Annotated in this window: 18 protein-coding genes and 1 pseudogene; 10 read left to right on the top strand and 9 right to left on the bottom strand. The window is 58.5% G+C overall.

What is annotated here, in order from left to right; genetic code table 11:
* Window positions 1–135 precede the first annotated feature (135 nt).
* Window positions 136–1,527 (bottom strand): Do family serine endopeptidase, encoded by a 1,392-nt coding sequence (locus JG747_RS36360; protein ID WP_032920954.1) that lies wholly within the window; start codon window positions 1,525–1,527, stop codon window positions 136–138.
* Window positions 1,528–1,905: 378 nt separating this feature from the next.
* Between JG747_RS36360 and JG747_RS36365 the strand changes: the two genes are divergently transcribed.
* On the top strand, window positions 1,906–2,337 hold the full coding sequence (locus JG747_RS36365; protein ID WP_019864045.1) for a hypothetical protein: 432 nt from the start codon (window positions 1,906–1,908) through the stop codon (window positions 2,335–2,337).
* 1,836 nt (window positions 2,338–4,173) lie between these two features.
* Here JG747_RS36365 and JG747_RS36370 read toward each other — a convergent pair.
* A complete protein-coding gene (locus JG747_RS36370; protein ID WP_019864047.1) occupies window positions 4,174–4,419 on the bottom strand; it encodes a DUF6894 family protein in 246 nt (81 codons plus the stop codon).
* A gap of 121 nt (window positions 4,420–4,540) precedes the next feature.
* Between JG747_RS36370 and JG747_RS36375 the strand changes: the two genes are divergently transcribed.
* Both JG747_RS36375 and JG747_RS37480 read left to right on the top strand, forming a co-directional pair.
* On the top strand, window positions 4,541–5,260 hold the full coding sequence (locus JG747_RS36375) for a Crp/Fnr family transcriptional regulator (RefSeq protein ID WP_199201967.1): 720 nt from the start codon (window positions 4,541–4,543) through the stop codon (window positions 5,258–5,260).
* A 152-nt stretch (window positions 5,261–5,412) separates the two neighbouring features.
* The gene (locus JG747_RS37480; protein ID WP_223217967.1) at window positions 5,413–5,775 is read left to right on the top strand and encodes a hypothetical protein; all 363 of its coding nucleotides are present in this window, start codon (window positions 5,413–5,415) and stop codon (window positions 5,773–5,775) included.
* 163 nt (window positions 5,776–5,938) lie between these two features.
* Here the strand turns inward: JG747_RS37480 and JG747_RS36385 are convergent, their stop codons facing one another.
* The 3 genes from JG747_RS36385 to JG747_RS36395 form a co-directional block, all read right to left on the bottom strand.
* Window positions 5,939–6,169: a hypothetical protein gene (locus tag JG747_RS36385; protein WP_019864052.1), complete on the bottom strand. Its 231-nt coding sequence runs from the start codon at window positions 6,167–6,169 to the stop codon at window positions 5,939–5,941.
* 381 nt (window positions 6,170–6,550) lie between these two features.
* Window positions 6,551–8,122, bottom strand: coding sequence for an alpha,alpha-trehalose-phosphate synthase (UDP-forming) (locus tag JG747_RS36390; RefSeq protein ID WP_019864054.1), 1,572 nt, complete (start codon window positions 8,120–8,122; stop codon window positions 6,551–6,553).
* Window positions 8,123–8,271: 149 nt separating this feature from the next.
* Window positions 8,272–9,165: a LysR family transcriptional regulator gene (locus JG747_RS36395; RefSeq protein ID WP_019864055.1), complete on the bottom strand. Its 894-nt coding sequence runs from the start codon at window positions 9,163–9,165 to the stop codon at window positions 8,272–8,274.
* Between the two features lie 102 nt (window positions 9,166–9,267).
* On the opposite strand from JG747_RS36395, the gene JG747_RS36400 reads away from it, so the two are divergent.
* The 4 genes from JG747_RS36400 to JG747_RS36415 all read left to right on the top strand — a co-directional run bounded on the left by JG747_RS36400 (window position 9,268) and on the right by JG747_RS36415 (window position 13,112).
* Window positions 9,268–10,137 (top strand): NmrA/HSCARG family protein, encoded by an 870-nt coding sequence (locus JG747_RS36400; protein WP_019864056.1) that lies wholly within the window; start codon window positions 9,268–9,270, stop codon window positions 10,135–10,137.
* Window positions 10,138–10,414: 277 nt separating this feature from the next.
* Window positions 10,415–10,747: a low affinity iron permease family protein gene (locus tag JG747_RS36405; protein ID WP_019864057.1), complete on the top strand. Its 333-nt coding sequence runs from the start codon at window positions 10,415–10,417 to the stop codon at window positions 10,745–10,747.
* A 1,111-nt stretch (window positions 10,748–11,858) separates the two neighbouring features.
* Complete coding sequence (locus tag JG747_RS36410) at window positions 11,859–12,458, top strand: cupin domain-containing protein (protein WP_019864058.1); 600 nt, start codon at window positions 11,859–11,861, stop codon at window positions 12,456–12,458.
* Between the two features lie 414 nt (window positions 12,459–12,872).
* Complete coding sequence (locus JG747_RS36415; protein WP_063827361.1) at window positions 12,873–13,112, top strand: hypothetical protein; 240 nt, start codon at window positions 12,873–12,875, stop codon at window positions 13,110–13,112.
* 1,389 nt (window positions 13,113–14,501) lie between these two features.
* Here the strand turns inward: JG747_RS36415 and JG747_RS36420 are convergent.
* Window positions 14,502–14,690 (bottom strand): DUF3606 domain-containing protein, encoded by a 189-nt coding sequence (locus tag JG747_RS36420; RefSeq protein ID WP_019864062.1) that lies wholly within the window; start codon window positions 14,688–14,690, stop codon window positions 14,502–14,504.
* Between the two features lie 126 nt (window positions 14,691–14,816).
* Between JG747_RS36420 and JG747_RS36425 the strand changes: the two are divergent.
* Window positions 14,817–15,702 (top strand): annotated as a pseudogene (locus tag JG747_RS36425) (ATP-dependent DNA ligase).
* An 856-nt stretch (window positions 15,703–16,558) separates the two neighbouring features.
* Here JG747_RS36425 and JG747_RS36430 read toward each other — a convergent pair.
* Together JG747_RS36430 and JG747_RS38010 are read right to left on the bottom strand one after the other, a co-directional pair.
* Entirely contained in the window at window positions 16,559–16,801 is a 243-nt protein-coding gene (locus JG747_RS36430) for a hypothetical protein (protein ID WP_019864065.1), read from the bottom strand.
* A 383-nt stretch (window positions 16,802–17,184) separates the two neighbouring features.
* Complete coding sequence (locus JG747_RS38010) at window positions 17,185–17,337, bottom strand: hypothetical protein (RefSeq protein WP_080643910.1); 153 nt, start codon at window positions 17,335–17,337, stop codon at window positions 17,185–17,187.
* A gap of 636 nt (window positions 17,338–17,973) precedes the next feature.
* On the opposite strand from JG747_RS38010, the gene JG747_RS36440 reads away from it, so the two are divergent.
* Window positions 17,974–18,159 (top strand): hypothetical protein, encoded by a 186-nt coding sequence (locus tag JG747_RS36440; protein WP_080643911.1) that lies wholly within the window; start codon window positions 17,974–17,976, stop codon window positions 18,157–18,159.
* A 417-nt stretch (window positions 18,160–18,576) separates the two neighbouring features.
* Here JG747_RS36440 and JG747_RS36450 read toward each other — a convergent pair whose 3' ends face one another.
* Entirely contained in the window at window positions 18,577–18,870 is a 294-nt protein-coding gene (locus JG747_RS36450) for a hypothetical protein (protein ID WP_019864067.1), read from the bottom strand.
* A 48-nt stretch (window positions 18,871–18,918) separates the two neighbouring features.
* Between JG747_RS36450 and JG747_RS36455 the strand changes: the two genes are divergently transcribed.
* A complete protein-coding gene (locus JG747_RS36455; RefSeq protein ID WP_019864068.1) occupies window positions 18,919–19,308 on the top strand; it encodes a hypothetical protein in 390 nt (129 codons plus the stop codon).
* Window positions 19,309–19,757 lie beyond the last annotated feature (449 nt).

Raw genomic sequence — 19,757 nt, forward strand, 5'->3', positions numbered from 1 at the left:
AACGTGGAAGAAACACAGGGGCGACGACCGGCTTGTTGTTCTCTCGGTTACCGTGCTGGGCAAACTTCCCGAAAGAATAACTAAAATCATCCGCAACCCGGCGATATTTTCGGTTTTCATTCCTGATAGTAGGCCTCAGGGAGAAGCTATGGCGACGAAAAGCGATTGTCCGCGTCTATTTATGCGCAACAGAATAGGCCTGTTCTTCTGTTTGGATTTAACCCATTCCTCCTGAATATCTGACGGCTGCGCTACATCGCGATTGTTGGCCGAGACGATTACGTCCCCACGGCGAAGGTCATTTTCAGCGCCGAGGCTATTTGGGGCGACGTCTTGAATAAACACGCCTGTCGCGTCCGGCTGAAGGCCGAGTTGCTGGCGCGCCTCTTCTGGAATCGGGCTGAGAGAGAGCCCCAGGTGTTGCTCGGCTGCTCCCGAACTTGGTACGGTACCCGTCCGCAGCCCCTCATCCTTGCGTTTGCCGACTGTCAGGTTGAGTTCGTTTTCTCGGCCTTGTTGGGTTGTTGTTAGCGTCGCATTGGATCCTGGCTTCTGGTTGGCGACTGCGAGAGTGAGATCGTGGACGCTTTGAACGTCCTTGCCGTTGAACCTGGTAATGACGTCGCCGGGACGCACTCCTGCCTTGTCGGCCGGGCTACCGGGCTCTACCGAGGCGACTAGCGCACCCCTGGTGCCTGTAATGCCAAGTGCCTCGGCAAGAGAGGGCGTGACCTCCTGAAGATGCACTCCGATGAAGCCGCGTTCGATGTGACCGGCGCTGATCAACTGATCAACGACACTCTGCGCAGTTCGAGAGGGCACGGCAAAGCCGATCCCAACACTTCCACCGGATGGCGAGACGATCGCCGTATTGACCCCAATCACCTCGCCGCGCGCGTTAAACAGCGGCCCTCCGGAATTCCCCTTGTTTATGGATGCATCTGTCTGCAGGAAATCGTCATAGGGACCGGCCTGAATGTCTCTGGAACGGGCAGAAAGCACTCCGACGGTGACAGACCCGCCGAGTCCGAAGGGACTGCCTATCGCAATGGTCCAGGCGCCCGGTTTAACGGCGTCGGAGTCGCCCCACGCAGCCGTTGCCATATTGGGCCGCGGATCAACCTTCAGTACCGCGATATCCGTGCCCGGATCGCGGCCGACAAGGCGAGCAGGCTTGGTTTCCTTGTCGGAAAACACAACGTGAACTTCGGTGGCGTCGGCCACGACGTGATTGTTGGTGACGATGTAACCTTGTGGACTGATCACGAACCCCGAGCCCAACGCCTCTCGGACCTGCGGTTGGGCAGTGCCCGAGCCGCGACTGTCGAAAGGGTCGAGGAAATCGTTGAGCGACGCCTGATCGTCGATAAGCTGCTTCGTCGTGATGGCGACGACAGCGGGTAGCTTCTGCTGCACGATTGCGCTGAAATCGTTCGGGATCTCCTGAGCTGAGACGGGAGCAAAACCGGGCGGGATCATCAGAGTTCCCAGCACCACCCCAACGCAGAACTGTTTCTTCGCAAGCATGCTGAACCTCCTGTTGGCCACGCCGGCATCTTTGCGGCCATGCCAACGCCGAAACTGAGATTTGCGCGGTTTGTTTCACCGGTTGAAAAAATATGTTCCAAACATGGTCCGTTGAGCGAACGCGCCAAGTTCTATTCGATCTGCCGTTAGGGTCGTGCCGCCTCGATGCCGCCTGGCGCCGCTGGAAGTGCGCCTGACGTGGGCCGGCGCACGGATAATCAAGCACGAGCGTTCGCAGCGCCGGCAGTGACAGCGGCCGCATCAACGAGCGCGCTATGCCAATTTCGTCGCTGATACGCAGCGGGGCCGGGTCTTGTCAGGACGTCGGTGCGCGATAATTTTTGAAGGGTAGGGGACCTCAAGCCACAGGAGCCCACCATGAAACATCAAACCCTGGAACAACTGCACACAGTCGCGAAGATTCAGCCTTTGTCGACGTACCCGTTCATGACTCGCCAACAGCGCATAGAACGTTGGGCAGTACTGCTGGAAAAAGACCCAGATCGGTGCCTGGGCGCTCTTACAGGCACCGAGCACCTGAAGCGGGAGGCCCGTGATTCGGCACGCTGTGAGGGCTCGCCCATCACCGTGGCGTTCGAGGATCCGGTATTGCGGGAGCTGGGCCTGAGGGATGATTCTTATGGAGAAGCCAAGCGGTTCTTCGAACTGACCGACCGGCAATTGCACAGCATCGTATGCAGTTGCCACGTCGGCACGACATTTAAGGCTCAATGGGCGGCCGCACGGGTTCGCAGAACGATTGGCGGCAACAAGCTGCTTGAATGGCTGAGCGAGAAACTGTGGCACTAAAGCTTTTGATATTGAGGTGGCAGCTTGGGTCGGAGATAGGCGTCTTAGCGGCGGCGACCATTGGTAGCTGGAATCAATCGGATATCCGCCCGACGTCAATTTCCGGCGCGTGCTTTTCGCAACGCCTCAGACTGCTGTCCGCCGCGACAGCACCTTCCTATCCGATTTGCCCGCTCCCCCCAGGAGCGGGCTTTTTCTTCTGACAATGGCCCAGCAGTTGAAGCTTGACGCTGACGAAGCCGGTCAGGCCGAAAAATTGGCCACATCGAAGACGCCATTCAATGCGCGCTCGATAGGCTAGCAGGAGAAGACGGCAGACCTCCGGGACGCGAATTCGCTCGCCCCTATCCACCCTGCCTTGGAAACTGCTGAGGCTGACCGCGAAGATTCGCAGGACGCAGAGGGAACGCAGTCACAAGTGGTCCCCTCATAGCGACATGCCAATTTGTCAGGTCACCGAATGCCGGAATGCGAACGACGGCAACCAGAACCTTGTCGGTTAGGACGGCCTAAAACCGCATTCCTAAATTCGGAACGCCTAACGCCCACGCACGCCACGGCGCTTCCTGTCAAGCCGCTGGGCGGACCATTGCGCAGCCTTTGCCACCGCCTGCCGAAGGAGGTGAACTTCCGTCCCCGGCCGGTTCGGGAGCAGGCGACCTTAGGTTCGGCTGACGGAAGTCCCCCTATTTCGCATCGCACCGCCGTTTAGCGCTGTGGACGATATTTTCATGCTCCCGCTTCTCTGTTGAGGACCCCTGTTCATGCGATGTCTTTCAAAAATAGCGATCTTCTCTTCGTAGCCAATCCGCACCGTTGCTCCGCAGCCCTCGCATTTGAACCTCCCAATCGTTATCAGCCATGAGCCTTTTCTGGCAGTGGGATGGCAACAGATCGGACAACGAAACTCGATCGGAATATCGCGCAGTTCTTGAGATAGAGGCATGGGTTTTCTCTTCCGCTCAGCGGCCGGCCCTCAAAACCAACGGAGCGGGCGAAAGTTTCCCGACCTCGGACCTTTGCTCATCTGAATCGGACTTTGGTCTTGGCGGCAAAAGGAGACGTCCGTCAGAGCTCTTTGGCGCATCCGTCCGGGACAGTTGCCCGCCCAGCTCCGGCCGGGCTTGCTGGCGCGGAGATAACTGCGTTTTCAATTTCCAGAATCGGAGCCTGGAGCCGCTTCACAAGATGCCCCCGTAGCCGCATTATCGTGCGCTACGAAAATACAGAGGTCAGCCCCAAGGACCGGTATGCGCACCTTCAAGGTCGAGGTCATATCCGGGACGGTTGTCGTTTCATCCTCGACAGTGGAGGCGGCACTGCCGTTTAAAGCCGCCGAACGGCATGCTCAGAAGCCAGTTACGCTTCGTCGCCAGGAAAATGAGTGGATCAGGGTGACAGAGCTCAACGGCGAACACAGGATGTTTGCATACACCGTCCGGCGCTCGGCCCAGCCGTCGTCTTCATGAGTTAACAGATCCGCTCCCTGGGGCACGGGTTGGCTTTTCCAAGGACCTTCCTGGAACCAGAATCGCGTCCCTTTTCCTTGGAGCGCTGGATGAAGCCGTGAGCCTTGGTCGGCCGCGCCGTCGCCGGAGGTGGCGCGGACGTGATGGCAGACATAAAGCATGAAGGGCTGTACTGGATGGCTAGGAAATCAAGCTTGATCTGAAAAAGCGCGAACGCTTTGGCACGCGGCTCAGGTCCGGTTGTTCTTTGGCTCTGTGGCGCCGTTGACCTAACGTCGCTCCGAAACCTGGCGGGCTATTGGTCCCCGCCGAAGCGAGATCGAGACCGACCTGTTTTACCGAGGCAGCTACTTGTCGATTAACGCGCCTACGGCTGCTTGGCGGTCCAGCCAGAGGTCAAAATGAGGGATGCTTCAAACACCTTTGCTCCATTCTCGCTCCGCACTTTGACGGTCAGTTTGAAAAGATCGCGATCGGGCATCTCGTCGCGCGCGACATCCTGAAGGACACGCAAGGCCTCGTCCTTGGCACTTTCCTTAGAGGCAAACAACTGGCCCTCCTCGTCCAGTACCTGCCCCTCGCTGTTGTAGATGTCAAAGAAATACCGGTCCATTCAACGCTCGCTTGGGCTGAGCACCTAGATCAATACCCCTTCTTCGGTCTGGTTCCTCGTTATGCTGGCATTTTACGCGAAATGCAGGCAGATTCACAAAATCGGGCCCTGGGGATTGACCATGCTTGAACCGCTGTACCTGCAGCTTGCCCAGCACGATGTTCTTTCTGATGCCGAAAGGTCGATGCTGGCGCAGGTCGTATCGGGCGGAAAGGAATTTTCGGTCGGACAGGACCTGGTGTCTGAGGGCTCCCGGCCAATCTACAGCACGTTGCTCGTTGAGGGGCTAGCAGCGCGCTACAAAGTTCTGGAGAGCGGTGGCCGGCAATTCACGTCCCTGCAGGTGCCCGGAGACTTTGTGGACCTCCACGCGTTCCTGCTCAAAACCATGGACCATGGGATTGTGGCCTTATCATTGTGCCGCGTCATGTTCGCGGACCACACCAAGCTGCGCGTCATCACGGAGAAGGCGCCGCACCTGGGTCGGTTGCTGTGGCTTGACACCCTCGTTGACGCGGCCATCCACCGGGAGTGGATTGTCGCGATGGGACGCCTATCGAAAGTCTCCCACTTGGCACATCTGATCTGCGAATTGTTTATACGTCTGCAGGTCGTCGGGCACACGAATGGAACGAGTTTCAATCTACCCTTGTCACAGGCCGAATTGGCGGACGTGTTGGGACTGTCCGTGGTCCACATGAATCGAGTCATTGGCAGCTTGAGAAAGTCGGCGGCCGTCAACTGGGCCAACCACACGGTCACCATCGTGGACTGGCGACTGCTCGCCCAAATGGCTGAGTTTGACCCAACTTACCTGAGTATGACGAACGAGCCAAGATAGTCAGGGTCACCGCTTAGCCAACGAGGGCGAGCCGGCCGGATCGGGTCGCGCCGCAAGCTTGTTGGTATGCTTCGTTCGTGGCGACGTTCCGTGCCTGTCCGCTGGTTGGCAGGTCGCTTCGGACTCGACAGGAACGCCCAGCGCGCCGTGTGATGGCTCAGGACTTTCATCCTTTTATGTCGACCAACGCAGGCGCAAACGTGCCGTGGTGTAACGTCAAAATCGTGCCAAAATCGTTGGCGATCAAAATGCAATGCGCCCTTTTTTGGGCTGACATTGAATGGAGGTTAGCAATGATCCGCAAAGCCGCTATTGCCAGTGCACTTGTCGCCATTTTCACCATGCCTGCTGTTGCAGCCACGGAGTACTGGGTTGCTAAGGATGCGGCGACCAAGAAGTGCGAGGTTGTGAGCAAAAAGCCGGACGGCACAAAACTGACCGATGCCGGCAATAAGACATATACAAGCAAGGCCAATGCCGAAAAGGCGCTGAAGGAACTGGCTGCTTGCAAATGAACTGCCAGGTCGGTGGAGGCCGCCCTGGTCTATGAACGGGCGGCCTGCACTGCCCGCCGATCGCACCGCGGCTCAAGCGGGCGAGGCCTACCAAATCTGCGAGACAATCAAGAAGACCTTGAACGGCGCGACCGAACCCCTGATCATTCGTCGGCGTCCGGATTCAGCTGGGCCTGATATCGCCTTCATCATCGGGCTCGATCAGGTCGATCAAGCCTGCTACCCGTGTTCCTGGCAATGGGCGTCCCTGGCTCATCAACGCCTCATCCCCGAAGGTCCACGCCCATGCCTCTCTCAACTCCTCGAGCGAGGCACCGGACGCGATGATTTCGGCAATCGTTGCTTCGTCGACGGGTCCGAGGACCGAGACAACGTCCTGGCGTGTCATGGTCATACTTACCTCCACCTTAAATCCCAGCCGCACGCCACGGCCAGCCGAGCTCCCTCAGCTGTCTGCCGACTGAGGTCGGACCAGGCGGAGCACGGGGCGTGGGGTCCGTTCCTGGCCAACCTCAACAATCGGCAGCGCGACAAGGTCCGGCGGATTGGTCAACCGGTGCTGCAAGAAAATCGGATGCAACCCCTCTCCGCGTGGCGCTGCAAGTTCATGAAATTGCAACAGCGATAGCTTCATGGCGCTATTCCCGTATATCTTCACCTGCAGCGGCAACGTCGCAGAATGGCACTCGTTTCATGCCGCTGACGAAAATCTCGCCAGAGAGTCTGGAACCGGTGCGCGATGAGGATGTCCGGTCGGTTCCCCGCCAGGCCAGGGCTAGATCCTGTTCGCCAGCGCCTCGAGAAATGACTTCCGCCATTGTGCCGCGTCATTGCGCCGGATGCGTTCGATCAGAGCACCGTGTCTTGCAATTCTTTCCTCAAGCGGCATGGCCAGCGCTTTTGCTATCGCGTCAGCAACCTCGTCGACCGCATACGGGTTCACGATCAAGGATTGCGCGAGTTCTTCAGCCGCGCCGGCAAAACGCGACAACACGAGGACCCCGGGATCGGCTGGATCCTGGGCGGCAATGTATTCTTTTGCGACGAGGTTCATTCCATCACGCAGGGGCGTGACAAGCCCGACCTGACTGGCGCGCAACAGACCGGCCAGGCGCGAGCGCGGAACGGTGCGGTGGATGTAGCGGATCGGCGTCCAGGTCAAATCCGCGTATTTTCCGTTCACGGAGCCAGCCGTTGCCTCGAGTTGCGCGCGTATTTCGGCATACGCTGCGACCTCTTCTCGCGTGGGCGACGCTATCTGCAGATAGGTTACCGCCCGCTCGTGTTCGGGGTGCTTTTCGAGAAGGCGCGCAAAAGCCTGCATGCGGCCGGGCAGTCCTTTGGAGTAATCCAGCCGGTCGACGCCGATGATCTGCTTGAGACCAAGAATCTGGCGGCGCATGGAATCGATCTGAACATCCTCTGCCGCCTCATTTGCCATGCGTGCGAAGGCGTCGACATCGATGCCTATCGGAAAGCTTCTCGACAGGACGGTCCGGCCGCTGCTTTGGGCTACGCCGCCGGCGTCGAAGGTGGTCGAACCTGTCGCCCGAGCGGAGCGTCGAAAATTCGTTACGTCGGTCGCGGTCTGGAAACCCAGCACGTCGTATTGCAGCAAATCAGCGATAAGTTCTCCATGGTCAGGCGTGGCGACAAACAGGTCCGGCGGCGGGAACGGTATATGGAGGAAAAAACCGATCCGATTTCCCAATCCGAGCCGCCGCAACGCCGCAGCCAGGGGGATAAGGTGGTAGTCATGAACCCAGATCAGGTCATCATTGCCTGACAGCAAGCGCGCGAGTGCCTGGGCAAAGCGCGCATTGATCTGCCTGTACGCGTGCAGAAACTCGCTGCGGTGCTGTACGAGGTCGAGCCTATAGTGGAAGAGCGGCCAAAGCGTACTGTTGGCATAGCCGTTGTAGTAGAGCGAATACTCCTGCTGCGGCAGCGTCAGTGCGGCCGTCTCGATCTTGCCGACGCGTTCGAGGTGGATGAGCGGTTCGTCGCTCGCGGCTGAACCATGGTGCTCTTCGCTTGCTCCTAGCCACAGCCCTCCACGCTCGGCCAAGGCGTCGAGGATGCCCGCCGTAAGCCCGCCGGCTTGCGCCAGATCGCGTACGTTGCCGAGCCGATTCGAGACGACAACCAGACGTCGCGATCTGGCATCATTGCTGGTGTGTCGATCGCCCAACGCGGCCTCACGCTCTGCGAAATCGCAAACCGTCTGCGAAGCCTCGTCATGGGTTTCGTTCGGTGGCTGCAACACGAGAAAATCCTGAGCCTGAAGATCGCCTGAGAACGGTCCGCCGATGCGATTGTTCCATGCAATTCGTTCCGTCCCTTCCATGGATGCGCCGCACCAGTACCCGGCTCGATTCTGCGGGTCACTGTCCCTGACGCACCACCTCGGCCTGCCCTTCGCCAAGGCGAGGAGCGCTCACCGGCTTTCAGGGTTTTATTGGCTAAAATCGTCGGGCGGCGCGAAAAGACCCTAAGTTATCCCCTGCCAATATACGCGGCCAGTTCGTCCGGCGTGCCATTCGGGAAGGCCTGTTTCAAAAAGCCCAAGAACGCCGACACGCGCGCGCTGAGCAGCCGCCGCGATGGGTAGAGCGTCCATAGTGAGATTTCGGAGCCATCAATATCCCCCCAACTCACCAGCGTGCCGTCAGCGAGGTCGTGGGCAACCAAAGAAATGGGGAGCCGTCCTGCACCGACGCCGGCTCGCACGGCATCCCGAACCATGATGAGCGTTGACAAAACGAGAACCGGCTCGATTGTAATTGTTGACCGGCCACCTTGTGTCTTTACGTGCCATGTTTGCAGTTCGCCCGCCCCGCGCGCAACGCCAGGAGCGGCACGCTCACGGGTCGTGCGAGGAAGGTCGGGGCTCGCCACAACAACCAGACGGTCGCGGAGAAACGCCCGTCCGACCAGGCTTTCGTCGGGATCTGGATTGACCCGGATTACCAGATCGTAGCCTTCCTCGATCATGTCGACAGGCCGATCCTCAGTCGTGACTTCAAGCGTCACCTCCGGGTATTTGAGGGCAAACCCCGCGCCGATCTTCCCCATTGCGGTCTGCGAAAAATGTAAAGGTGCGCTGATCCGCAACCTGCCTTTGGGACTTTGACCGCCCGAGGCAATCGACGAAGCCGTCTCGTCCAGTTCGGTGAGCAACGCCCCCGTCCGCTCGAAGAGCGCCCGTCCTTCTTCGGTCAGCTTCAGGTTACGCGCACCCCGCTCAAACAGGCGTAGATCAAGGCTGCTTTCCAATTCTCCAACACGCCGGGACAGCGTTGCCTTGGGCCGTCCGGTGGCTCTTGCCGCTTTGCCGAAGCCTCCATGGCGGGCAACGAGATTGAAATCGGCGAGGGCAAGAAGATCCATGAGTGTTCCACGAGTGGGACAGTGCGTCTAAAATTTCCGTCTATTACGCTCTCAGTGAGCCACACATATTGGAGGTGTCAAGCAACCAACAGGAGAAATTTCATGACCATTCTCGTTACCGGCGCCACAGGCAATATTGGCCGCCAAGTCGTCGAACACCTCGTCAAGCGCAGCGCTGATGTCCGTGCTCTCGTGCGCGATCGATCGAAAGCCAGCTTCCCGGAAGGCGTATCCGTCGCGCAAGGCGACTTTCTCGATGTCGATTCGCTGCGCAAGGCCATGTCAGGCATTTCCACCCTGTTTCTCTTGAACGCCGTGGTGCCGGACGAATTCACCCAAGCGTTGATTGCGCTCAACGTCGCCCGATCGTCCGGCATCGAGCGCATCGTCTATCTGTCGGTGATCCACGCTGACGTCTATGTGAACGTGCCGCATTTCGCGGGCAAGTTCGGCGTCGAGCGAATGATCGAGCAGATGGACTTCAAGGCCACGATCCTGCGCCCCGCCTACTTCATCCAGAACGATCTGATGATCGAAGACGCCATCACTGGCTACGGCACCTACCCAATGCCGATCGGCGCCAAGGGTCTCGCCATGATTGATGTCCGTGATATAGCCGAGATCGCTGCCCTTGAGCTGCTGCGCCGCGAACAGTCCGTAGAGCCGCTTGCGCTCGACCGGATCAACCTCGTCGGTCCGCAGACACTGACTGGGACGGATATCGCCGCCATCTGGTCCGACGTGCTCGCCCGCCCGATCAATTATGGTGGCGACAATGCAGAAGGCTTTGAGCAAAATCTCAAGCAGTTCCTGCCCGCCTGGATGGCCTACGACATGCGCCTGATGGGCGAGCGCTTCTTCTCCGAAGGGATGCTGCCTGAGGCCGGCGACGTCGAGCGCGTGACTGCGCTTCTGGGCCGTCCACTTCGCCCATATCGCGACTTCGCGTCGGCCATCGCAGCAGCCGCCTGATAGCAGCAAGGGAGTCGAAAGGATCATCCCACGGATCTTTTCAACGGACTATGCGGCGACAAATAACCGAACCTCGCGTCGACGCGTTGCCGGATCGATCCAGCAACCCGCGCACGGTCAAACGCTCGTTGCGTTTGACCGCCCTGATTCGGCCAGACCAAGCCCTGGCAGGCAGTACGGACCCACTTCTATCTCAACGCATGGGGAAGTTCGCCGAGGACGACGACGGAACAAACTTTCCCCAAACTGGTTGAAAAAACAAGATTGGAATCGGGAAATGAATGCCTCCAGCATCATCACGCAAGCCGGTACACTGACCGCGAGGCCATGGGCATTTCTGATCCTGGTGGTCTACGCCGTGCTGTGGATTATTTTCGAACGCAGCAGCTTTGATTGGCACGGCGCCGCGACATTGGCCACTTGGGCGATGACCCTTTTCATACAAAGAGCAGAACATCGGGATACCCAGGCCATACAGTCAAAATTGGACGAACTGTTGCGCGCCAATAGCGCGGCCAGAGACGAACTGACACAGATCGACAAGAAGGAACCAGAGGAAATTGAGCGCCAGCGGGAGGCTGAGCGGCCCCAAGCGAAGATTGGCATGTAAAGGCGCCTTTGTAGTCACGATCACCGGGGGGGTAATAGCCGTCGACGGCCGGCACGGCCCCATTACGGCGTCATGGGCGACGCCTATTTTGGGTGGCAGCCGCTCGATGCCCTGGCGAGAAACCGCGCTATCCAAATCACGGGGCCGCGTTTGTCATGCCGAAATCTGGCGACCTCCGCCAACGAACTGGATCGCCCGCAAATGCCTCCTAAGTATGGCGGGAAATCTTCAGCCATCCGCGCTACCGATGGGCTGCCCTTCCAGCCTTTGTTGGCCCGCACCACTGGCAAGGCGATGCGGGCCCGGCCAAGGCTTCACGCCCATGGCCAGCAGCGCGAGGGGACGCTGCCGCCGTATGTAACTGGTTGTGAAAAATCGGGTTCCGTCACGCTCTTCAAAAAGGCCCGCCACCGATCGGCAGCGGGCAGGGTCTGGAGTGGCTAGGGATCAACCCAGCACGACGTCAACGAGCGACGGTGCGTTTCGTTGCCTCTATACTGGGCGGGGCAGGGGGGGTGAACCTCGATGCAACCATCGCCGTGACGCTCTTCTACATCCAAGGCAAAGGTTTTCAGCGAGGCTTGTCGTCCAGCGCGTAAAGCACGGCCACCGCGGAGTTGCCGCCGCAGTCCGAAGACCGGCAGCTGAGATTGGACTGACGGTGAATTTAGCCCAATTGGCCCGAATGACCGACGCGGGGAGGGAAATGCCGGTGAAGCCTGCCAGTCCCACGTCGGCCACCACGGCTTCTTGAGGGGTTGCCGCCTGCCAAATCTACAACACCCCGAACGGCAGGCAACTCGTTGGTTAAAAACGTACACTGCGCGGAAGTCCGGTAGAGAGATTTGGCGGACCGAAGGCCAGCGACGAGATTATTGGTCAGGTCATCGGGCGTTAAGCGCTGCGGGACGTCTGAGCTGGACATGCCGGCCGCAAAAAAAGGTCTTCAACGTCATCATTCTTTGTCATTCTTTGTCGGGAAATCCACCAGATTCAGCCCTTCCATTGGATGGCAACCGGAGCTCGGCCTGCCAAAGCGGGAGGAACCGCCGGACCTGTAGGCATGTTAAAACCGAAACGTGTTTGCATCTATCCGGCGGAGACCGCATCGATGAGCATTCTACAAACCACCAGAAAAGCGATCGAGACCATCACCGGTTTCGCAACTCCGGGCGAGGAAGAAGTCGCCGCCTTCGTGAGGCAGCGAAAACCGAATGAGTTCCGGTTTGATGACGACGGGCTGGTGCCCAATCATCCATCATGGCCGCTTGTTTTTTATCGCGGTGCGGTGAAGCTGCCGGAGAGGCTTGATCCGGCGGCCGTCATGGAGGTGATTTTCAAAAGAAACGGTTGGGGCGATAGCTGGCGAAATGGCATCTATGACTACGTCCACTACCATTCGCGAATACACGAGGTCCTAGGGGTGGCGCGCGGGACGGCCAAGGTCCGGTTTGGCGGCAAGAAGGGGCGGACGTTGAAGGTGAAGGCCGGCGACGTGGCGATTCTCCCAGCCGGGACCGGGCACCAATGTCTGTCTTCATCCGATGATTTTTTGGTTGTAGGCGCATATCCTCGGTTCGGCACTTACGACGAATGCACCACCAAGGACGAACACGATGATGCGGTCGCGACCATCCCAACCGTTGTTCGTCCTCGTAACGACCCCTTATATGGAAGCAAGGGTTCCCTGATGACGAGTTGGAAGCGCTAAGGTCTCGGACCAGGAGGACACTGTCTTGAATGGCAGTGGGCGACCGCAGCCGGCAAGCACGTCTGCGCAAGCTGGCTTCTCGCGCGATGATGTTGGCGTTCACCCAGATTCGCGGGGGGCGCCATTGAATTCCTTCGTCGGACAATTTCCTCGTACTGGCTGGTGATGTGCTGAAAAAATCTTCGCGGCTGATATACACGGCCGATCACCCGAAATTGCGGGGTGGGCATCGGCGTCGACTCATTGGAAATATTGGCGTCCAGCATCCCATTCCGCATTGACGAATATCGGGCCGCGGCCGTGAGAGCTGATGCGCTTTCCAAAACTGATATCCTTTGGGGGAGGGGCCTGGATGGTCTTCTTCGTTCTGGACGGATGCCAACTTGTAGAGAGGTTACTGCCATGATTTGCTGCATGAAAGTGTTTCAAGCTTCATTCCGGGGAGTAGCTATTACGGCTGCGAAGTATTACGTTTTCAAAGAGGGGGACCGCTGGAAGATCCGTTACGACGGGAAGGAATACCCATACGATTCCAACAGCGATGCCGTATTGGCCGCCGTCAAGGCTGCGAAAGCCGCCGCCTCATGCGGCTACGACGCCGAAGTCGTGACCCAGGGCGTCGACCTGAAATGGCGAACGGAGTGGGCAAGCTAGCATTGGAGAACGGTCAGATTGCGGGTGGTTGACAGAGCTGCAACAAAGAGCGCTCGCCCCGCCATGCATCGCCTATCAATCGCGACCGCCATCTGACAAGCACGTTGCTGCCCACGGGCTTGTGTATGAGCAACCTCTGGTCATCCGATTGACCTGTTCCAGGCTCTCAGGCGCCGCTGCTAGGAAATCCCAAACCCCGAAAAACAAAGGCCAAGGATCCACCTGGCTAAACCGGCGCTGCTCTTTCATCGGTCGTGGACAAAGTCGACACTTTCGACCTGCCACGGCCAATCGTTTGCTGCGCGAAGCAGGAGCTTGCAATGATTCAATCCGACGCGTCAGTCAAACGCTGAGCCCCAGGTCGGGGATCAGTCGCGATACACAAGCGATTCGAACCGAACTCCCGTCCGTCGCGGCCGCGAGCGAGGCTGCGAAGAATGCCGCGTCAGTGGCCGTGAAGCCGAAATCCACGCGTAGGGGGCGACCGGGCACCAGCACGAACGGGTCGAAACAGTTCTTTAACCATCCCATCAGGGTAAACACTTTGTGGAGAACATATCAGGTTGCAGAAGGTTGTGGGCGGGTCTGCAACAAGGAGGACAAGCCCCGCCATGCATCGTCTGCCTATCGCGACCGCCCTTCTGATCTCCTTCGCGACAGCCTTCGGACTATGCGTTTGGGCATCCTCTGCCGTCGGCGTTGACCTTTTTCCGGCTCAAGCGTCACCGTTGCAAATACGCGGGTTTGATAGCCAGCAAGGCGGAACTGGTTGTCTACGGGCGCGTTCCTGTGCGGGCCTCAAAACAGAGAGCGACTATGGATGACGACCTGCGCCGGAAGCTCAAGGAACTGAGCACGAGCATGCAAAGCCGGGCGGACGAACTCGCGTTGCCCGGCGGGAACACTGATATTTCCGCACTGATGTCCGGTATCGCCGTCACGTTGGAGGCTTCTCGTTATAGCTGCGGGGCGCGACCATGTGCCGGTGGGTCGCTCGCTGCTTCGATAGTGCGTCGCCCAGCTAGCCTATCCGTTCGAATGATGCCAGCCCAGTGGGCTGGGCGCGTTTTGGCCCTAGCCGCCGGCAAGCATTATACCTCAACAAACCGCCGCCTATGCCCGGCTGCCGACCTAGTAGCCCAAATCTTCAACCGCCGGGCCACCAGCTTCGTTGCTATATACAGAGGCACCGCGGAACTGGTCGATCCGCCTCTTGGCCTTTGATGGCGCGGCGCCTTTTCAGGTCGCAGGAATCGAACGTGTGCGCACCAAAGCTTTGCAGGCATCGCATCCGAGGCTTCCGATCGCGCGAACCCAGCAACCCGACCCACCATACGACGGACGTGGAACTTCGTCGGCATGATGTTCCACCTGGGACGAGGTATCTTCTTACCGACCCTTGAGGGCCTCGGCTTCCCGTTCCAGCGTGTCGCGGTCGTTGCCGTGCTTTGCGATCAACTGCCGAACCTGCGGGATAGACAGGCCGAATTTGCTCGCGAAATAGCCGACCTCGTATTCCTCGTCGCCGCTCACGCGGCTTCGATCGTGATAGCCAAGCTTGTTCTTGTCGTCAGGCATGATGGTTCTCCCAAGCTGCGATTCGACCGCAACGCGCGTCAGGTCAATTTGTTTCGCTGGGCATTTCCAGGCGCGGAACTATTTTAGCTGTAGCTAATTGAATCTCGGCTGGTAAAAGTTCCATAGATGCGTTTGAAGTTCGTCTCGCCCTTGATGCCCACCCTTGTCGAGCAGCCTCCGCAAGGCGATGGTTGGATTCACGGAGTCAAGTTCGACGGCTACCGTTCGCAGCTCATCATCGACGAAGACGGGGCACGCATCTACACCCGCAACGGCCATAACTGCATCTCGCGACCTGGTGCAGGAGGCGAAGAGCCTCGGCGCGGAAAATGCCATGGTCGACGGCGAGATCATCGTTCCGAACGACGCTGGCCTTTCCGACTTCGGCGAACTGCGAAAGGCGATCATGCGTCGCCAGCATGACCTCTATTTCGTCGCCTTCGACCTGCTGCTCCTCAATGGCCATGATTTGCGCGACATGGCGCTCGAGGAGCGTCGGGAGATCCTTGCCGGCATGATCTAGCCCGGCGGTCGGATCCAGTTCAGCGAGCCACTGCCGGGCGAGGCCACGGCAATCTTTCATCTCCTCGACAAGGCTGGCCTCGAGGGAATGGTATCGAAGCGCCGTGACAGCAAATACCGCAGCGGCCCTTCGACGAATTGGCTAAAGGCGAAATGCTACTCCATAGACGAATACGAAGTGCTTGGCGTCGAGCGTGAAGCCGGCAAGCCTGCCTTCGCCCTGATGGCCGATCGGGCGACCGGCCGCTATATCGGTTCGGCTTTCATCACCTCGGGCCAGGGTATCCGCGAGCGGCTGTGGAAGCGGGTCCAGGAGCATGCCGGGCCGGCGCCCAAGGGCATGAAGCGGCCGGCGACGCAATGGGTCAAGCCCGGCATCATTGGCCGCGTGAAGCACTTGCGCGGCGAAGAGGATTTGCGGCACGCTTCCCTGCAGGACTTCCGGGAAGAGGATCAATCCGCAGACGGTCGGTGTCCGGAGCGGCGGTGAGCGAATCCGTCTTGATCCCTTCCCGCGACAAGCTATCTCTATTTCCATGATGCTGGCGCCCCTTGTGCTTGTGCTTGAAGACGAAGAGTTGATCAGTTGGGACCTGGAGGTCTTGCTGGCGGAAGCCGGATATCTCGTCGCAACAGCGAGGTCATGCGCCCAAGCCGCCGGTTTCCTCGATACTCGTCGGCCGATGTCGCAATTCTAGACATTCTCCTTAGCGACGGCCAATGCGTCGATGTGGCTAAGAAACTTCGTGCAGACGGCGTACCCTTCATTGTGCATTCGGCTCTGGCACCGACAGAGGTCGACGACGCTTTCCGATCAGGCACGTTCCTAGTGAAGCCGGCGGGTATCCTCGATATCGTTGGCGCGGTCACGAAATTGGCCGCCGGAGACCAACGAGGAACAATTTAAGCAAGTGATGATTTCATAGGTCAGTTAGCCAAGGGAGGGCTATCTTGACCCAACGACGGATCGACAAAGAGCGCATCGAGCGGGCCGATCGAGAGCGAGGCTGTTAGTCGAAGCGGAGACGAATGCGCGAAATGCAAAGACGGCGCGATTGCGGGCGCTACGTCTTTCGGCCCAGCCCGCGGAGAGTCCAGCTCCCGTCAAAAGGCGCCGGGCGCCCGCCAAAAAGCCGTCGCGGAAAATTATCGAAGTCGACTGAGGCCAACTGGCTTCGGATCACGCGAAGCTGCTGCGGGAAGGACGGAAGTACATGGCCGTTGCCAAGAAGGATCAAGAGCGCACCAGCTACGCCTGGATGTACGGCGTTCAGGCCGCAAAGACGGCAAGGAGCGAGCAGTGCCCTATTTCTGGCAGGAGTCTGCCCACGCGTGGCTAGAGGGATTTACATGGCCACAGCGAGCGGCCAGGCCAAGCCGGTCAACTCGGATTTGCCGAGCTTGTTGGGTATGAGCACGCGAGGATCAACTCCCTGGATCAATGGCTGGCCGACAACGTTCCTAACGGCGAAGGCCGATGTCATCTCCGTCGACGAGTTCACGCACAAGCCAAGGCGCTTGGCATCAAGCGCGGCGAAGTCGATGAAGAATCGATAGCCTCCATCGAACGATCGTCGACGCGATTGCATTACGATCCCGGCCTGCTTGAATAACCGTTGCAATCAAGATCGAGGCGAGGAATACAATCCTCCCGTTACGGCGAACCGCATAAGCGTCCTGGCGCTCTCTTTCTGGGTCATGTTGTCGGCCGCGATCAGCCGCTTTCGGCGCGCGACCAGCCGGCTTCCAGCATACAGTCGACGATGACTTGGAAGCCGGGCTCCACGCCTCCTGGCAGTCGATGACGCGGTCGGGATATTCGTCCTCTTCTCATGGTCGACCAATCATCTCGCCGCCGCCAAATGCCTGTCGCCGTGTTCAATGCTCGAAAAAGAGCCAACGTGATTTTCGATCCGTCTACTTTGCCGCGGCGCCGCCGTCATGCCTTCGGCAAGCTTGATCGGTTCGTCGCTCACAGCGGATCGATCGGCCCGACCAAGGCAGGGTGGTCATTCGGCTGCTTGTGTGATGACGGTCGAATTGAAGTATTCCCCCGGCGTCGCCGCCAGGCTTCATAACAGGCCCGGTCGAGGATGACCGGTTGTCGATCGTGCAGGTTCTTCATCGGCTCGCCGGCGGACGCGGTGAGGATGGTGCAGCCGGCGACGTCAAGATTGGAGTTCTACGCCCAGAGTCCGGCAAACGGAAAAAGGGCGCGTGCGCAGGCAAATAGATTTGCCAAGGATCCTTCTTGCCGTCGGCCGGCGAAATCGCCCATTCTTAGAAGTCATCGGGATCAGGCAGCACTTCGACTTGAAGGCGTCCCGAAAGGCCGGCGCCGTGTCGATCCTTCAATCCTGCCGTTGAACATAGCCGCCTTGGGCATTTCCTTCGCCCAAGAACGGAACCAGCCACCATCAACCTTGCGCTGCTCGTGATTGCCATCGTCCCCAACCTTGAAGAAAGGGCCTTCATCAGTAGATTCGATTTTGTAGCGCGGCGCATCATTGGGTCCGATCTCTGCAGGCGCCGTCAGCCGGTAGGACCGATGGACTTTTGACCATGTCAGCCTGTTGCGGGCGAGATGGACGCCGGATCCGAGGATCTGGCAATCAGTGAGTCAGCACCGAAACAGTCCTTCAGGGCTCAACGCTCGGCGCGGCAGCGCTCAATAACAAATGATGTAAGAAGCGGAAAATTTCGTCGGGAACAATTTAAAAAGTCAGCCTTTTTTGGCCCGTCTGGTCGAAGGAGGTTGCGGATGAAACGTCGGAAGGTTGATCGCGAAAGGATAGAGAGAGCAGATCGAGAAAGCAGGCTCGTACTTGATGCAGAGCGGCAAGCCAGGGAGGCAAAGACCGCCCGGTTAAGGGAACAGCGGCTCAAAAAAGCGACTGAGATTTTGCTGGCTGAACTCAACCGGCCGGGTGAGGTCGAGCCTCCATGAAGGCCGCACGCTATCGGGTTAGTTCTCCTGCCTCATCGACCATGCGGACGACCCTCTCTCCGCAGGCTTCTATCACTTTAACCGCCACATGACCGGGTGCTGTCGAAACTCAACGTTCGACAGCGCATCGAAGCGCCGCTCATGAGGCGCGACCGTGAAAGGAAACTGGTGTTTGTTGGCGCTTGAAGACCGGCACCAGGCCACGGAGAGGCCGACCATTCATCGGCGCGCGGCGACACTGGCGAGATCGGCATAAATTGCGGTGCGGTGTCCGTCATGCTTTTCGATCAGGGCCAACGTTTCCGCTCGCGTCATTTGGCCAAGCTTCATCAGAAATTCAAACTCGTGCTTTGGTATCGACGCCGCCAGGCGTTCGAGCTTCGTCTTTCTGCTTTCACGTCTAACAAGCATTGAACGTCAACGACCAGTGGGTCGAGGCTGGATAAGGCCTACGTCAAAATTAACTGGCAAGTCTAAGTATTTCTTCTGGAACGCGGCTGTTTTCAGCGGATCCACCGGCAAGATAATCACCATTCGCGCCATCGGTTGAGACCCGAATTGTTTTCCGGAAATTAAGAACGTTATTGCCAGAAGACCTATTAGAAGAATAGTGGCGAAGGCATTAGCGATAATCTCTCCAATTTGCACACCGCTCTCCGGCACTGATGACTCGACCGTTTGCCCCCCGGCGGAACTTTCAGACAGCGGCATGGTTCCTGGTCGCAGACTTCAGTCGCACACTGATTGGACCAAGGTCCCATGAGGGAACGTCAAGTGCCGCAAGATGCTTATTTGTCCATGGGCACAAGCGGAGCCGAACTCTTCGCCAAATCGGTCGCACGGGACCATCCATCCGATGATCGCGTGGCGGCAATCCATAGCGCAAGTAGAATTCTAGAGGCCGAGAAGGCGGAGGCGGCCGCGAAGTCAGAGCGGGCGGAGGCCACAACGCAAGATGGAATCCCAAAGGTTGTCGACGACCAACACGGCTTATTCGACAATGAAATTCCCAATCCTCTAACCCGCGTCATCGTTGCTGCCTATCGCAGCGACTTTTTCCCCCTCCTTCTGCTCCTGACAGGCTACATGCTGTTTGCGTTCGGAGCGGCTCTCATCCTGCTGCTATGGTTGATCGCGCACCCTGCATAGAACAAATCGCTTGTTCCTCAAGGGATTTTCCGGCGCATCATGCCCGAGCGATTGCTAGCTGAGCTTCCATCCTTGCAGTCTCTGTCCCGGTCATTGTCGGCGGCGATCAGCCGTTTCAGGGAACGCAGAGTTTCGCCGCGACTAGAGGGAGCGGGAAGATATGCTGGTGAAGGCGGAATGCAGTTGTGGAAACATCCGCTCCTGGCGCTGGCGGATCTGGAGCCCGATCTGCTGAAGCCAAGGTTCTCAGGCCACGACATTTCACGGCTCCAAAATACTTCATCGCTGTCACGGATAGGGGACGGTGAAAAACTAAGGAATTCGTGGTGAAGCTCACTATTGGCGATTGCTTGTTCCCATTGTCGAGCCTCACCTCAGCTCACTCCAAGCGCGCGCCTCAAGCCCCACAGGCGGACATGGAAACCGATACCCTGCGCGCTGTGTAGCAA

Source organism: Mesorhizobium sp. 131-3-5 (assembly GCF_016756575.1).
GTDB lineage: Bacteria > Pseudomonadota > Alphaproteobacteria > Rhizobiales > Rhizobiaceae > Mesorhizobium > Mesorhizobium jarvisii.